The sequence below is a fragment of the Erwinia sp. HDF1-3R genome, assembly GCF_039621855.1.
Taxonomy (GTDB): Bacteria; Pseudomonadota; Gammaproteobacteria; order Enterobacterales; family Enterobacteriaceae; genus Erwinia.
This window is the reverse complement of the sequence record NZ_CP155071.1, coordinates 3,594,848-3,607,771: the sequence shown is the minus strand read 5'-3', so window position 1 is coordinate 3,607,771 and position 12,924 is coordinate 3,594,848. Positions and strand designations below refer to the sequence as shown.

The 12,924-nt window shown below is 57.3% G+C and carries 8 protein-coding genes; 3 read left to right on the top strand and 5 right to left on the bottom strand.

Features of this window, described 5'->3' with window-relative positions; translation table 11 throughout:
* Positions 1–86: 86 nt before the first annotated feature.
* Both mgtE and AAGR22_RS16300 read right to left on the bottom strand, forming a co-directional pair.
* Positions 87–1,523 carry a magnesium transporter gene (gene mgtE / locus AAGR22_RS16305; RefSeq protein ID WP_067708043.1) on the bottom strand — a complete coding sequence of 479 codons (1,437 nt, stop codon included), beginning with the start codon at positions 1,521–1,523 and terminating at the stop codon, positions 87–89.
* Between the two features lie 153 nt (positions 1,524–1,676).
* On the bottom strand, positions 1,677–1,853 hold the full coding sequence (locus AAGR22_RS16300; protein WP_073981032.1) for a YfgG family protein: 177 nt from the start codon (positions 1,851–1,853) through the stop codon (positions 1,677–1,679).
* 292 nt (positions 1,854–2,145) lie between these two features.
* Between AAGR22_RS16300 and AAGR22_RS16295 the strand changes: the two genes are divergently transcribed.
* Positions 2,146–4,410, top strand: coding sequence for an EAL domain-containing protein (locus AAGR22_RS16295; RefSeq protein ID WP_345828546.1), 2,265 nt, complete (start codon positions 2,146–2,148; stop codon positions 4,408–4,410).
* 130 nt (positions 4,411–4,540) lie between these two features.
* Here the strand turns inward: AAGR22_RS16295 and tehB are convergent, their stop codons facing one another.
* The 3 genes from tehB to ppk1 are packed head-to-tail and all read right to left on the bottom strand — an operon-like array spanning position 4,541 to position 8,749.
* Positions 4,541–5,155, bottom strand: a complete 615-nt coding sequence (gene tehB, locus AAGR22_RS16290) for a tellurite resistance methyltransferase TehB (RefSeq protein WP_345828544.1) — start codon at positions 5,153–5,155, stop codon at positions 4,541–4,543.
* On the bottom strand, positions 5,152–6,684 hold the full coding sequence (gene ppx, locus AAGR22_RS16285; protein ID WP_067708052.1) for an exopolyphosphatase: 1,533 nt from the start codon (positions 6,682–6,684) through the stop codon (positions 5,152–5,154). The genes tehB and ppx overlap by 4 nt, the downstream gene beginning before the upstream one ends.
* Positions 6,685–6,688: 4 nt before the next feature.
* Positions 6,689–8,749 (bottom strand): polyphosphate kinase 1, encoded by a 2,061-nt coding sequence (ppk1, locus tag AAGR22_RS16280; protein WP_067708055.1) that lies wholly within the window; start codon positions 8,747–8,749, stop codon positions 6,689–6,691.
* Positions 8,750–8,916: 167 nt separating this feature from the next.
* Here ppk1 and AAGR22_RS16275 point away from each other — a divergent pair, with 167 nt between their 5' ends.
* Together AAGR22_RS16275 and pstA are read left to right on the top strand one after the other, a co-directional pair.
* A complete protein-coding gene (locus AAGR22_RS16275) occupies positions 8,917–11,115 on the top strand; it encodes an ABC transporter permease subunit (RefSeq protein ID WP_345828543.1) in 2,199 nt (732 codons plus the stop codon).
* Positions 11,116–11,167: 52 nt separating this feature from the next.
* Complete coding sequence (pstA, locus tag AAGR22_RS16270; RefSeq protein WP_345828542.1) at positions 11,168–12,922, top strand: phosphate ABC transporter permease PstA; 1,755 nt, start codon at positions 11,168–11,170, stop codon at positions 12,920–12,922.
* Positions 12,923–12,924: the final 2 nt, after the last annotated feature.

Genomic DNA, 12,924 nt, shown 5'->3' with positions numbered 1-12,924 from the left:
GTGGAGGGCGCCGCGCGAGTAAGTAGCGAGCTGCTCCCGGTCCGATAGTAAGGAGAACCCCGGCAGCCCTGAAGGCTGCCGGAAAATCAGTGCAGCAGGAAGATCGTTGCCAGACCCAGGAAGATAAAAAATCCGCCGGTATCGGTCAGGGCGGTAATCAATACGCTGGAGCCAACGGCGGGATCGCGCTTGAGTTTGGTCATAATCAGTGGGATAAGGACGCCCATCAGCGCCGCCAGCAGCAAATTTAGCACCATTGCCAGCATCATGACGCCGCCCAGCTCCGGGTTGCCGTACATCGCCCAGGTGACGCCACCCATAATGCCTCCCCAGCACAGCCCGTTAATCAGTGCGACGCCCAGCTCGCGGCCAATCAGGAAGGAGAAGTTACCCGGTTCGACCTGATGCAGCGCCAGTGCACGGACAATCATGGTGATGGTCTGATTACCGGTGTTCCCCCCAATGCCCGCCACGATTGGCATCAGCGTCGCCAGCGCCACCAGCTGAGAGATGGTATCTTCAAACAGGCCAATCACCCGCGAGGCAACAAACGCGGTGCAGAGATTGACGGCCAGCCACGTCCAGCGCGTGCGTACGGCTTTTCTGACCGGGGCAAACACATCCTCATCCGGGTTTACGCCACCCATTTTACGGATATTGCTGTCGCTCTCTTCATTCACCAGGTCTACAATTTCCTCGACGGTGACGCGCCCCATCAGCTTTCCTTTAATATCAATCACCGCTGCGGAGATCAGGTTATAGCGCTCAAATGCCCCTGCGGCATCCTCTGCCTTGTCATTAATCAGAAAGGTGGTCGGCCTGGCATTCATAACGTCGAAGACCTTCATTTTCGGCGTATTGAGCAGGATATCCGTGAGCGTAACCTCACCCAGCAGCATATTGTTTTTATCGGTGATAAAAATTTTATCCGTCCCGTCCGGGATCACTTTTCTGCGGCGCAAAAAGCGCTGAACGGTCCCCAGGGTAATATCTGCCCGAACGGTGATCAGATTGAAATCCATAATGCGACCCACGCGATCGCGGTCGAAATCCATCACTTCCAGCACGCGGGAGCGGAGTGACGGTTCCAGAGAGGTGAGCAGGCGGCCGGTTAAATCGCGCGGCAGATATTTAGCAAGGTGGACCTGTTCGTCGATATCCAGAGGTTCAATGGCGCGCAGCAGATCGCGGTCGCTCATCTCTTCAATCAGGCTTTCCCAGACGCTTTCGGAGGCTTCGATCAGGACGCGTCCACGGCGATCGGTGCCGATCAGCTGCCACAGCGCCAGGCGCTCCTCTTCGGGGAGCGCTTCCAGCAGGTCGGCAAGGTCAGCCGCGTGCAGCAGTGGGATATACTGGGCGATCTCTTCAGCCTGCTCCTGATGCGCTTTGGCATCGGCAGGGGACTCTTTCAGTGGACGTCCAAGCAGCGTATCGACCAGATCGCCATCGTTCAGCAGCAGGTTGAGAATACGACTGCGTATTTCAGAGAGCTGCTGGGCGTGAGATAAAGCTACAGACATAAAAATTCCCTTGTGTCTGGCAAAAGAAAGTCGGGGGGATAAGTATTGCGCAATATGGCCTTAGCCGCGACTAAGCCCGTTTTTTTTGCGTCACCAGACGTGCAAACGGTTACTCATGCAGCTATTCAGAGGCGTAAACGGTTACTCATGCAGCTATTTCGCTATGACGGTAGGTACGGGAGCGTCGTGCTGTTTCTGTTGATGATGCTCAATAGCGCCCGGGATTACAAAAATGAGTCTGGCGGCAAGAAGAATAAAACTCACCAGCAGTACGATGAGGGTCATCCGGCTGGTTTTTTTACGTCGGGGTAATGGCATAGCCCTGTTCACGCAGTTTGTCCTGAGGTTAGCCCATGCGGGCAATAGTGCAATTTAGACACAGTCGCGTGATTTGATCAATGAAAACGAGTCAATAAAGGGTGAGATCGCAGAGGCTCACGGGGAGTGGCTGAATAAGCGCGGATTCACGCAAAGGTAAAAACTGATGTGGATGAAAATTGCACTAATTTGACTTAGATCAAGTTATAGTAGTTGATAGACTTTACCATGGCGCGCAAAAGAGTGTCCCCCGTCAGGCAGCCCGCCCGGGGAATCGTTATTTTCGCACAGCATATCGAGCCCAATGAGAATTACCCACTGGTTCAAATATTTTTATCACAGCAGACTGGGATTACCCCTGCTACTTCCGCTGATCCTGATGCCGCTGTGTACCCAGCTCTCCATCCGGCTGTGGATGGCGGATGGCTACGTGTATCTGATTTATCTTCCGCTGGCAATGCTGGTGGCGATGCTGCTGGTTTATGACTGGGCCGCTTTTCCGGGCATCGCGCTGGGGTTAGCCAGCTACTACTTTTTTCGCTACAACCTGCTTACGGCCAGCGTCATTGTCGCTGTTTTCCTTACCGTTCTGATGCTGTGCTGGGCGGGCTACCGTTTACATAGTCGCCAGCGCTGGGGGGTGGATTACGGAGAATTCCGCATGATGTCAGTTCGCCTGTTCTGGCTGGCATTTATGACGCCCACGCTGTTTGTGTTCACTATGCATGTAATGACGCTGCTGGGGCTGACACCGTTTAATCACTCCGTATTTTCCCGTTCAGCCCTGTCGCTGCACACGCTGCTTAATTATCAGTCAGTGCTGCTCTCCTGCCTGGTGATGATCCAGCTGTGCTACTTTGTAATACGCAGCATTCGCAAGCCAGCGTTTATTAGCCTGCTCGCCCGTCGGGCCGTAAGGCAAATGGCCACGGGCGTCAGTAAGGCTGAGCTGACGCTGTGGGCCGGCCTGCTGATCTTTCTGCTGGGGGTGCAGCTACAGTTCGAACAGGCCGATGAAAACCTGCTGAATACGGATTATGGTCTGCCCCTTTTTCTGCCGCTGATGCTGTGGTCTGCCGTGCGCTTCGGCTATCTTATTACCTCCCTAAGCTGGGCGATGCTCTTACTCTGCATTTACCAGCTGCGCGATCGCTTTCTCTCTCCGGAGACGGACCCCCACCATCTGGCGGTCATCTCCGTCAATATGCTGGTGTTTACGCTGACTATCCTGCTGATGGCGAGTATCAGTACGCGGCAGCGCTTCGCACTGGCGAGGGTAAAACGCGCCTCGCTCAGCGACCCGGTGTTCAGGCTGCCTAACCTGCGCGCGCTGGCGCAGGATCTGGCAGAGAGCCCGCGTTCAACGCTCTGCTTCCTGAGTATTCCTGATCTGGACCGCCTGAGCAGAACTTACGGGCTACAGATGCGCATCCAGTATAAACGCAGCCTTGCTATCCATCTGATGCCTGAATTACAGCCGGGGGAGGACGTCTATCAGCTGCCGGGTTTCGATCTGGTGATGCGTCTGAATTATGACCACCATGTTGAGCGCATTGAGAATGTTGCGGTAAGACTGAAAGATTATCAGCTTAGCTGGGATGGCCTGCCGATCCATCCGGCCGTGGGACTGAGCTACTGTAGCGTCCGGCCACCGGTCAACCATCTGCATGAGCTGCTGGGTGAGTTAAGCGCCATGGCAGAGGTTTCACTGCGCAGTGGCGTCGCGGAAAACCTACAGCAGCGTCGGGGGCAGACGGCACAGCGGCAGGTTGCTGAAAAGATCGCGTTGCTGAATGATACGCAGACCGCGCTTAAACATGGCGGTTTTCAGCTGATGGTGCAAAAGATCGCTGGCGTTCGCGGCGATGATTATTACGAAATCCGGCCTCAGATGGCGGACCGCTATGGCGGGTGGGTCGAATATTCGCGTTTAATACCCGTTATCAATGAATTTGGCCTGACGTGGGAAGCAGACCGTCAGGTAATCATGATGGCGCTGGCTTTTATACAGCGCCACAGGGAAAAACTGCCGGGCGTACGCTTTGCCATCCGGCTCTTCGCCTCCAGCCTGTGTCGGCCACAGCTGGCCCGCGAACTGCAGGTTTTTATGCAGGAGTATGGCGTTGAGCCCTGGCAGCTGATTATTGAAGTGGAAGAGTCGCCCATGCTGACCGACTACAGCTGGGGAAACCGCTCAATCACTCAGCTTCGGCATCTCGGCTGTCGGCTGGCAATTAACAATTTTGGCAGCGGCTATGCCAGCTATAACCAGCTGGAAGAGGTGCAGATGGATATGCTGAAAATCAGCCCCACCTTTGTCAGCAATATGCTTAGCAGCAGCCTGAATTATCAAATTATTGAGTCCATCTGCATGATAGCCCGGCTAAAGCGTATGCAGGTTATCGCCTCGGGCGTGGAGTCGGAAGAGGCCGAGCGGCTGCTGCGTCTGCTGGGGGTGGACTACCTGCAGGGCGACTTTATCAGCCAGCCCTGCGCGCTACAGGATTTGTGCGAAAGCGTTGAGCCGATCCCGCCGACTAAGCCGGACGAGGACCCATCTCCGCGATAGCGGTTCCAAATGGTGCTACGGGTGGAGTCAGCAGATAAGCAGACCGCCGGGATGCGCCAACCGGGGCTCTATGGCCGGATTCACACCCTGTCTGCGTTTTGCATGGCGCAGCCGCTGCCTGTATCGGGCGTTACGCCTTTACCAGCTCCTTTTGCGCCAGCAGCGTGGCAAAGCGCAGAGAGATGCGCCTGCCTTCGCTGTCGGTGCGGTGAAGCTGGCCCACATGCTCGTTATATTTCACAATATGCCATTTGCGATAATATTCACTCAGTTCGCCTGAGCGAAAGGCGAATGAGAACCCCTGGTTACAGGGGTAATCTTCGGTATCCATCGCCGCGACAATCAGGTTATAGCCGCCTCTGACCGTGCTGGCCTGCATATCCGCAATCAGCTGGGGAATGACATCGGGCTTTAGAAACATCATCACCACCGTAGAAAAAACAAAGTCATAAGCGCCGTTGAAGCGCAGGGCGTTCAGGTCCTTTTCGGCGGTGTGAATATTGCTTAATCCTTCGCTGGCGATTATCTGGTTAAGCCGGGCGAGGCTGGCCGGGTTGTTATCCCAGGCCGTGACGTCAAACCCTTTAGCATTCAGATAGAGCGCATTGCGACCGCTGCCACAGCCCAAATCCAGCGCCCGGCCGGGCTTAAGCAGCGTCATCGCGTCAACCACTTCGGAGTGCGTGGCGGTGAGCTGATATTTCTCGGTGTAGTAGCGATCGTCCGCTGGATGAGAGATGTTCATGCCCCAGGCTCTTCCTCAATGGTAAGCTGCCAGCCGGTCACATCCTTCCAGTAGTTTTGCTCGCGCTCAAGATCGAGCTGGATCAGCGTATTCTGGCTGAAATAGCCGTGAGGGAAGGTCAGCGTCCAGTGGCCTTCGTCGGTGGTTAGCCGGAGCGTCGCAGGCGTTGAGGTGGCCTGACGCTGGTTATTCAGCACCGCACCCAGCCGCAGCAGGAAAACCAGCGGCAGAAACTGCTTTTTCTTATACAGCGTCAGGCGCGGCATCTCGTCTACTTTTACCGCTTTACGGTGAAAGCGCACCAGCGTGGCCAGCAGGGTCTGCTGATCCTGATTGAAACCCGGCAGGTTAGTATTCTGCAAAATATAGGCGGAGTGGCGCTGTAATCCGCTGTGGTTGATGGTCAGGCCGACCTCATGCAGCATGGACGCCCACTTCAGCAGGGCGGCCAGCTGTGGGTTCGCCTGCTTCGGGTTGCAATCGCGCCACTGATGGTAAAGTCCTTCCGTGGTCTCCAGCACCCGTCGCGCCTGATCGCTGTCAATGGCGTAATGATTTGCCAGGCTTTGAGCGGTGCGGCTGCGGATATCCTGATGGCGAAAGCGGCCCTCCATTTCATACAGTACGCCTTCGCGCAGGGCCCCATCGGACAGGCGTAGCTCACGGATCGCCAGGGCGTCAAAAACGCCGAACAGAATGGCCAGACCGGGAACAAACACCACCTTGCGCTCATCTGACAGCCCCGGCAGGCTGAGCGCGTCGAAAGATTTATACTTCATCACCTCGGCGTAGAGCATCTCCAGACGCTCGGGGGTAATCAGCTTCTCTTTTTCCCCCATCGCCAGCAGCACTTCGCAGGCGGCCTTAATGGTGCCGGACGCGCCCAGCGCATACTGCCAGCCGTGCAGGCGATACTGCCAGGCCAGCGTTTCCAGCTTTTGCGCCGCGGCCAGCCTTGCCCGGCGGAAGTTCTCTTTACTGATCACGCGGCCGGGAAAGTAGAGATTAGCAAAACTGACGCAGCCCATGCGTCGGCTCTCGACCAGGCTTGGCTCAAAGTCTTCGCCAATCACCAGCTCGGTAGAACCGCCGCCAATATCAATCACCAGCTTGCGACCTTTTTCCGGCTGAGTATGCTCGACGCCCATAAAAATCAGACGCGCCTCTTCATTGCCGGAGATCACTTCAATCGGATAGGGAATAACGTCGGCGGCGCGGCGCAGGAAATCCTCGGCGTTAACCGCCTGGCGCAGCGTATGCGTGCCGACAATGGTGACATTGGTTGGGCTAAATCCCTGAAGACGCTCGGCGAACAGCGCCAGGCTTTTTAGCCCGCGCTCAATGGCGGCTTCGCTCAGCACATTGTTATGGTCCAGCCCGTCAGCCAGATGGACGCGCTGTTTTAACCTGCCCAGCACCTGCATCGCGCCATCGACCACGCGGGCAATCACCATATGAAAACTGTTCGAGCCTAAATCAATTGCGGCGAATTCCTGCGGTTTAGGCGTATTTTTCTGGGATATAGGCATAAAGTTAGTCAGGTTGTTCCAGAGATTTAATGTAATCGTAAATGGCCAGCTGCGCGCGTACCTTGCGGCGATTGCCGCGCGGAACATACCGGTTGCTTAGCTCTTTGTCTACGAAGCGCGCCTTAAGCGTATCACTGAAGAGGATGGCAATAATATCCTGCACCCGCTGTTTCAGAATAGGATCCAGGACTGACACTGCCACCTCGATACGATAATCAATGTTGCGGGTCATCCAGTCAGCGGAGGAGAGGAAGACCTTTTTGTCGCCGCCGTTTTCAAAAATATAGACGCGATCGTGCTCGAGATAGCGGTCAACAATACTGATTACCCGGATATTTTCGCTAATTCCTTCAAGATTGGGAATAAGCGAACACATGCCACGCACCAGCAGGCTGACGCTAACGCCCACGCTGGAGGCGGTATAGAGGCGATCAACCAGGCCCTTATCGACAAGGTTATTCACTTTAAGGGTGATGGCGGCGGGAATCCCGTTCTGCGCATTGGCAATTTCACTGTCGATCAGCTGATAAAGCATCTGGCGCGAGTTTTGCGGTGAGACCATCAGGTGTTCAAACGAGACGGGCCGATAGGGGTTTTCAATAAAGTTAAATACCCGGCGGACTTCGTTAGTGATGCGGGCATCGGCGGTCAGCAGCGAGTAGTCGGTATAGAGCCGCGCGGTTTTTTCATTGAAGTTGCCGGTGCCGATATGCGCATAGCGGGCAATCTCGCCATTTTCGCGTCGGGAAATCAGAAAAAGCTTCGCGTGGATTTTCAGACCGGGCGCGGAGAAAATAACGTGAACGCCCGCCTCGGTCAGCCGTTTAGCCCAATGGATATTGGCTTCTTCATCAAAACGCGCCTGTAGCTCAACCACCACGGTCACTTTCTTGCCGTTGTAGGCGGCGTGGATCATCGCATCAATGATGCGCGAGTTTTTTGCCACGCGGTAAATATTAATTTTTATCGCCAGCACCGCCGGGTCAAACGAAGCCTGGCGCAGCAGTTCAAGCACGTGCTCAAAGGTATGATAGGGATAGTAAAGCAGCACATCGCGGTTGCGAATGGCGTCAAAACCGTTACGAAAGCGGTCAAACCAGATATGGCGCAGCTGCGGTAGCGGCTTGTTGACCAGATTTGCCTTGCCGACGTTTGGGAAGGTAATAAAGTCTTTGAAGTTATGGTAACGCCCACCCGGCACAATGGAGTCATAGTTGGAGATATTGAGCTTCTTACGCAGCATCTCCACCATGGCATCCGGCATATCGCGCTGATAAACAAAGCGCACCGGCTCGGCGGTCAGACGCTGCTTAAGGCTTGAGGACATCAGCTCCAGCAGGCTCGACTCCATCTCCGTGACCAGATCGTACTCGGCGTCGCGGGTCATCTTCATCGAGTAGGCGTTCAGCGCGTCATAGTCAAAGAAGCCACGAAAGATATCGCCCAGGCAGTAGCGGAGGATATTGTCCAGCAGGATCATCGGCTTGCGGCGCCGTGGCGTTTCGGGCGGCAGGTTAACAAAACGCGGCACCTTATCGGAGGGGATCTCCAGTAGCGCGTAATTTATCTCCTCGCCACGGATGATCTCCACCGCCAGGTAGGTGTAATCATCCTTAAGAAATTCAATCAGGTCCGTATCGTGATTGACCAGGATAGGCGTGATGTGCTGGCGCAGATGATGTTTAAAATAGTGACGTAACCAGCTCTGCTGATTGGGCGAGAGCTGGCGTTCGTTGATCAGGAAAATCTGGTTACGGGCCATTTCCAGCAGCAGGTCGTTATACAGGCCGTCAAACTCCTGGTCTGCCTTCAGCACGCGCGCCTGGATTTTTTTTAGCAGATGGCGCGGTGTGCTGGGGGATCCCTGTTCTTCACCAATCAGGATCCTGCGCTTAAGATCGGCAAAGCGCACCTTGTAAAACTCTTCAAGGTTATTGGAATAAATGCCCAGAAAACGCATGCGCTCAATCAGCGGGTTGGTTTTATCGGCTGCTTCCTGTAAGACGCGCTCGTTAAAGGAGAGCCAGCTCAACTCTTTAACGGTATAAAGCTTTTCCTGACCCATTTGTACTCCATTTGCAGATTCACGACCCAACTTGCCTTTGGCCGGTCATTGTCCGTCTTTATTATGGCGAGAGTAGGGCAGCAATGTCCAACGGACATTGTTCATTGTCTTATTAACCGCATACGGGCAACATAAGGCCCTCAGCGCACAGGAAAGCGACACTTAGCATGATCCCAACCCCCATTCCCGCTCAGTTTAACGACCGGCGACGCCAGCTTATAGACCGGCTGACGCGCCGCGTGGTGATGGCGTGTGGGCTAGCCATTTTGCTGGTTATGCTGCTGCTATTTGTCTGGCTGGCAGGCATGGTAGTGCCGCTGTTCAGCTCCCCCGCTGTCGAGGGCAGCCAGGCTATCCCGCTGGGGCAGGCCCGGCCCGTGGTGGCAATGGGGCTGGGTCCGCAGCAACAGTGGGGCTGGCGCATTGACGATGCTGGCGAAGGCCAGTTTATTCCCCTCGCGGGTCAGACGGCTTCCTCCCCGGCATTAATGGGGACGGGGAATGTGAACGCGGTGGCAGCAATGAGCACTGGCAGCGTGAACGCGGCTGCAGCATTACAGGGCAGTGGCAGGGTGAACGCAACGGCGACCCTGGATAATAGCAGCGTGCTGCTAAAAAGCGCCGCCGGTCTGCTGCTGGTGGTGCCTGATTTTAGTCAGGCGGAGCCGCGCTGGCGATTCCCGCTGGGTGAGGCGCCGATCGCCGCCGATCCTGACGCTCAGGTACTGGCGCTGGCGCATCCGCAGGCGGATCGCTGGCTGGTGGCGCAGGCCAGCCAGCAGCGCCTGACGCTGCAACAGTTTCAGCCCTCCCAGCCGCCTCTGAGCTTTAGCATGGCGGTCAGTGATATCAACCAAATGCTGCTGGCGCCGGACGGTCAGCGCCTGTTTACCCTCTCGGGGGCGCTGCTGCGCGTCTGGCAGATCGGTGAGCAGGGTCTGACCCTGCGCGACAGCATTACGCTGGCGCAGAAGCCGCAGCAGATGCTGCTGCTGAGCGGCGGCCAGTCACTGCTGCTTGCCGACCAGAAGGGCCTCTCGCAGTGGTTCGATTTGGCCAGTGAAACCGGGCTTCACCTGCGTCAGATCCGCTATTTCAGCGACGCCCGCGCCCAGCCGCTGCTGTTCAGCGAGGCGCACCGCCGCGTATTCGCTACCGTCAGCCCGGCGGGGACCCTTTCCCTGTACGCCAGTAAACAGCCGGGGGCGATTTTCTCCTGTCCGCTGGGACCGGGCGTCATCCGCGCCGCGTTTGCACCCCAGGGGGATGGCGTACTGATTGAGCGGCAGGGCCGCTGGCAGCATTTGCGCCTGTCAAACCCCTGGCCGGATATCAGCTGGCGCAGCCTGTGGCAGAAGGTATGGTATGAAAACTATCCCTCGCCGGACTATGTCTGGCAGTCCACTTCGGCTGATGATGATTATCAGGGGAAATACAGCCTGGTGCCGATGGTGTCAGGCACGCTTAAGGCGGCCGGGCTGGCGATGCTGTTTGCCACGCCGCTGGCGCTGGCTGCTGCCATGTACACCGCCTGGTTTATGAGCCCCGGTCTGAGGCGCTGGGTTAAACCGGCTATTGAGATGATGGGCGCGCTGCCCAGCGTGGTGATAGGGCTTATCGCCGGACTGTGGCTGGCGCCGCAGCTGGCCGACAGGCTTGCCGGTGTCCTGCTGCTGCCGCTAATGCTGGCCGGTGTGCTGCTGCTCTGTAGCTGGGCCTCCGCCCGTCTGCCGTCGCGCTGGCGCAGGCGGCTGTGCGATGAAGGCCGCGAAATCTGGCTGCTGCTGCCTTTACTGTTGCTGACGACGGTATTTTGCCTGTGGTGTATTCCACTGCTGGAGCACGCCCTGTTCAGGCAGGGGCTGGCCGACCGGCTGAGCGGAGGCTATCAGCAGCGTAATCTGCTGATCGCGGGCGTGGCGATGGGATTTGCGCTGGTGCCGCTAATCTTTACCCTTGCGGAAGACGCCATTTTCAGCGTTCCCGCCTCGCTGGGGCAGGGATCGCTGGCGCTTGGCGCGACGCCGTGGCAGACCCTGTCACGCGTGGTGTTACCCTCTGCCTCCGCCGGAATTTTCGCTGCGCTGATGATAGGTTTTGGCCGCGCATTGGGAGAGACGATGATTGTGCTGATGGCAACGGGCAATACGCCGGTCACCGGGGGCGGGCTGCTACAGGGCGTCAGAAGCCTGGCGGCGAATATCGCGATTGAAATGCCCGAGGCCGCCAGCGGTAGCGCCCACTACCGCATTCTGTTCTTAAGTGCGCTGGTGCTGCTGGTATTTACGCTGATTGTGAACACACTGGCTGAGCTTATTCGTCAGCGGCTGCGTCGACGCTTCGCCAGACAGGAGGGGCAGGGATGAGGGCGGTAAGGATAAGCTATCACGGACGCATTGCCTGGCGGGAGGGGCAGGAATGAGAGCAGCACGGGTTAATCACCGCTGGCGCTGGCTGACCGGGGGAGCGGTTGCGCTCTGTCTGCTGGCCTTTCTGGCGCTGATAGCGCTGCTCGGCTGGCAGGGATTGAGCTATTTCTGGCCGCAGCCGGTAACGCTGTTTAGCGTTCAGCTACCGGGTGAGAGCGCATCCGGGCGTTTGCGCCCGCAGCAGCCAAGCGAGACAACGCCGTTGCAGGGCGACACCCGCCCACCGCTCTCCGGCGGGACAACGCTGCTGCAGAACACGTCCCAATTTGCGCTGCTGGGCGAGATAGCACAGTCGCAGAAGGTCACCCGCCAGCAGCTTCAGGAGAGTGGTGCGCGCCTCCCGGCGAGTCTGCCCAGCGAACTGACGCGCCTGCTGATTAACACCGGTAGCCGAGAGGTGGGCGGAACCGGTTTCCGCAGCCTGTTAAGCAGCGATATCCTGCGTCAGGAGCGGCCCGCTAACCTGCTGGTGCTGCAACGACGACAGGGTGGGGTAGCCTTTGGCTGGTTTGACGGGCTGCTGGAAAAGGGGCAGCCGCTGACCGCCGTTAATATGCAACATACGCTCCAGCAGCGCATCAGCCAGAGCCGCGAGCGTCAGGCTCAGGTTGATAAAATCCGCCGCGTCAGTATGGCCCGGTTAAACAACGAGCTGGAACAGCTTGCCGCGCAGCGCCAGCGGCTGCAAAAAGCAGAGGGCTACAGCGCACAGACGGACTCCATTCTGCTGGCCGATAGCGCGGAGCTTAAGCGGCAGTTCTCCCAGCGTACCCAGCTGCTGAACGATCTTAACCGCGAAAACGATAGCACGGAGCTGATCCTGCGGGATGTCTCCGGGCAGCAGCATCGCATCCCGCTGAGTCAGATCCTCGCGGCCTGGTATCCCAACGCAATGAGCATCGGGGCAAAATGGCAGCATTTTGGCTGGCAGATTTGGCACTTTGTCAGCAACCCGCCGGGCGAGGGGCCGGGTAACGGCGGCGTATTCCCGGCGATTTTTGGCACCATCCTGATGGTGCTGCTGATGTCAGTGGTGGTGATGCCGCTGGGCGTGGTCGCGGCCATCTGGCTGCATGAGTACGCGGGCAATAGCCTGTTGACCCGTCTGGTACGCATTGCGGTAATCAATCTGGCTGGCGTCCCCTCTATTGTTTACGGGGTGTTTGGGCTGGGCTTCTTTGTCTGGATGATGGGCGGCAGCATCGACAGACTGTTCTTTTCGACCTCTCTGCCTAATCCAACCTTTGGTACGCCGGGCCTGCTGTGGGCTTCGCTGACCCTGGCGCTGCTGACGCTGCCGGTGGTGATTGTCGCCACCGAGGAGGGGCTGTCGCGTATTCCCGCCTCCCTGCGGCAGGGGTCGTTAGCCTTAGGCGCCACGCAGGCCGAAACGCTGTGGCATATCACCCTGCCCATGGCAGTACCAGCCATGCTTACCGGATTAATTCTGTCGGTGGCGCGGGCGGCGGGGGAAACCGCACCGCTGATGCTGGTTGGCGTGGCGAAAATGGTGCCTGAGCTGCCGCTGGACTCGGTCTTTCCTTTTCTACATCTGGACCGTAAATTTATGCACCTTGGCTTCCAGATCTACGATCTCGCTTTTCAGAGTCCAGACGCGCAGGCAGACCGCCCGCTGGTCTTTGCCACCGCGCTGCTGCTGGTGTTAATTATTCTGGCCCTGAACCTGCTGGCCATGATACTGCGCCATCGCCTCCGCGAGCGCTATCGCGCGTTGATGAACTAACA